Here is a 2,732-nt window from a genome sequence, read left to right on the forward strand (position 1 = left end):
CCAGGCCGGCGGCGCGGGGCGGTTCATGCGTGCCAGGAACGGCTCAGGGGGATCGCACCCGAAAGCCTCGACCACGATGTCGCCCGGCTCGGGCACGAGCTCTGCGCACTCGGCGTGGGCCCAGCGGTGCACGGTGACGCCCGGGTGCCCTGTGCCCACCTCGCGTCCTGATTCGTCCAGTGACCAGGCCACCTCTGGCGCCATCCAGCCCAGCGCGGCAGCATCGTCCACCCAAAGGCGCACCCGCTGGCCACGCGCCGCCAGGTCGGCAGACAGCCGCCAGCACACGCCGATGTCACCGAAGTTGTCGATCACGCGACAGAACACGTCCCAAAGCATGGGCGGGATTATCGCCAGCGGCCGGGCGGCGTTCCTTGGCTGACAATCCGGGCCATGACCATGGATGTCGAGAACGACCAGACCGATGATGGCCAGCCGCAGCCCCGCCGAGCCGCTGTTGCCCAGGCGGGTGAACAGCCGCCTGCCGAGCCGAGCAAAGAAGAAACCTGGGAGCGCCTGCTCGCCGAGGTCGCCAGCCTGCCCTCGCTGCCCGGGGTCTACCGCTATTTCGACGCACGAGGCGAAGTGCTGTACGTGGGCAAGGCCCGCGACCTCAAAAAGCGTGTCTCCAGCTACTTCCACAAGAACCACGGTGGCTCGCGCATCGGGCACATGGTTTCGCGCATCGTGCGCATGGAAACCACGGTCGTGCGCAGCGAGGCCGAAGCCCTGCTGCTCGAAAACAACCTCATCAAGACGCTCAAGCCGCGGTTCAACATCCTGTTTCGCGACGACAAGAGCTACCCCTACCTGAAGATCGCCTCGCACGCCTTCCCACGCATGTCGTACTACCGGGGCGCGGTCGATCGGCGGCACCGTTACTACGGCCCCTTCCCGAACGCCTGGGCGGTCAAGGAAACCATCCAGCTCTTGCAGAAGGTCTTCCTCATCCGCACCTGTGACGACACGGTCTACAACAACCGCTCGCGCCCCTGTTTGCTCTACCAGATCAAGCGTTGCAGCGGCCCGTGCGTGGGCCTGGTCTCGGACGACGAATACCGCGCGTCCGTGGGACAGGCTGAGCGCTTCCTGTTGGGCGAAGCCGAGGGCGTGATGGCCGACCTGCAGGTGCGCATGATGGATCACGCTGAGAGGCTTGAGTACGAACAGGCTGCCGAGATCCGCAACCAGATCGGCTCGCTTGCCAAGGTGCTGCACCAACAGTCGGTCGAAACCGTCAGCGACAAGGACGTGGACGTGCTGGCCGTGAGGGTGCAAGGTGGCCGCGCGTGCGTGAACCTGGCCATGGTGCGTGGCGGGCGTCACCTGGGCGATCGGGCGCATTTCCCGGTGCACGTGCAAGACCACGCCAGCCTGGCCGAGCTCGAATCGGGCGAGCAGCCCCTGGACGCCCAGGCCTGGCAGCAGGCCACCGAGGTGGCGGTGCTCGAGGCCTTCCTGGCGCAGCATTACCTGGGCGGCGCTTTGCCTTCGCTGCTCATCCTCAGCCACCCGGTGGACCCGGAGTTGGTTGACGCCTTGAGCGAGCAGGCCGGGCGCAAGGTGGCCGTGGTGCACCAGCCGCGCGAGCAGCGCCGCATCTGGCTGGAGATGGCCGTCAAGGGCGCGGAGCTGTCCCTGGCTCGCCTGCTGAGCGAGGAGGGCTCCCAGCAGGCCCGCACGCGTGCCTTGGTCGAAGCGCTCAACCTGGACCTTGACGCCGGTTTGGACCTGGACGCGCGCGAGGCAGGGCTGGACGAAGGCGAGGGCGGGGTGGCGACGCAGGCTGAGGTCGCAGGCGAGGGCGCTGCGGCAGAGGCCGGCGATGCAGCCGAAACGGCCCGCGCCCAAGCAACGCCCGCGCGAGCCAACGACCCGCTGGCAGGCCTGCGCATCGAGTGCTTCGACATCAGCCACACAGCGGGCGAAGCCACCCAGGCGTCCTGCGTGGTCTACGAGGGCCACAAGATGCAGTCCTCACAGTACCGCCGCTACAACATCGACGGCATCACCCCCGGGGACGACTACGCTGCCATGAAGCAGGCCCTGGAGCGTCGCTACAGCGCCGTCTCTCCGAACCGCGCCAAAGCGGCCCCTTCGCGCTCCGCCCGCGTGCCCGACATCGTCCTGATCGACGGTGGCAAGGGGCAGGTGTCGATGGCGCGCGAGGTTTTCGAGCAACTCGGCCTGCCGTTGTCGATCATCGTGGGCGTCGAAAAGGGCGAAGGCCGCAAGGTTGGCCTCGAAGAGCTTGTGTTTGCCGACGGACGGCCGAAATTGCAATTGGCACCCACATCGGCCGCGCTGATGCTGGTTGCCCAGATCCGTGACGAAGCCCACCGCTTCGCCATCACCGGCATGCGGGCCAAGCGCGCCAGTGTGCGCACCGGCGGCAGCAGCCTGGAGGAGATCCCCGGCGTCGGCCCCAAGAAGCGCGCCCGCTTGCTGCAACGCTTCGGCGGTGTGCGGGGGGTGGGTGCAGCGAGCGTCGACGAACTGGCCAGCGTCGACGGCATCTCGCAAGAGCTGGCCGAGGAGATCTACCGTGCGCTCCATTGACGATTCCTGCCTTCGTGTCTCCGCTGTGAGCTGGGCGCAGCGACGCCGCCGCCTGGCGGGCTTGGCGCTGGTGATGGGCCTGAGCCTGGCCGCCTGCACCGCGCCGTCGCCCGAAAAGCCGGCACAAGGCCCGGCACCTGCCGAGCGCCCGAGCCAGGCAGCTGACCCGACGG

At 68.0% G+C, this 2,732-nt stretch carries 2 protein-coding genes and 1 pseudogene; 2 read left to right on the forward strand and 1 reads right to left on the reverse strand.

From position 1 onward, the window contains the following. Nucleotides 1-339: elongation factor P maturation arginine rhamnosyltransferase EarP (gene earP / locus B2W70_RS08895; protein ID WP_286744944.1), on the reverse strand; the 339-nt coding region annotated here is incomplete at its 3' end. 54 nt (nucleotides 340-393) lie between these two features. On the opposite strand from earP, the gene uvrC reads away from it, so the two are divergent. Both uvrC and B2W70_RS08905 read left to right on the forward strand, forming a co-directional pair. Then, on the forward strand, nucleotides 394-2,559 hold the full coding sequence (gene uvrC / locus B2W70_RS08900) for an excinuclease ABC subunit UvrC (RefSeq protein ID WP_414631039.1): 2,166 nt from the start codon (nucleotides 394-396) through the stop codon (nucleotides 2,557-2,559). Then, a pseudogene (locus tag B2W70_RS08905) lies at nucleotides 2,546-2,732 on the forward strand (hypothetical protein); the annotation flags it as partial. The gene uvrC and the pseudogene B2W70_RS08905, both read left to right, overlap by 14 nt.

It is taken from the genome of Aquabacterium sp. UBA2148 (assembly GCF_002328915.1).
In the GTDB taxonomy this organism is placed as follows: domain Bacteria; phylum Pseudomonadota; class Gammaproteobacteria; order Burkholderiales; family Burkholderiaceae_C; genus Aquabacterium; species Aquabacterium parvum.

Coding starts and splice junctions, on each gene's coding strand:
- uvrC (WP_414631039.1), top strand. CDS start 394: ATGACCATGGATGTCGAGAACGACCAGACCGATGATGGCCAGCCGCAG.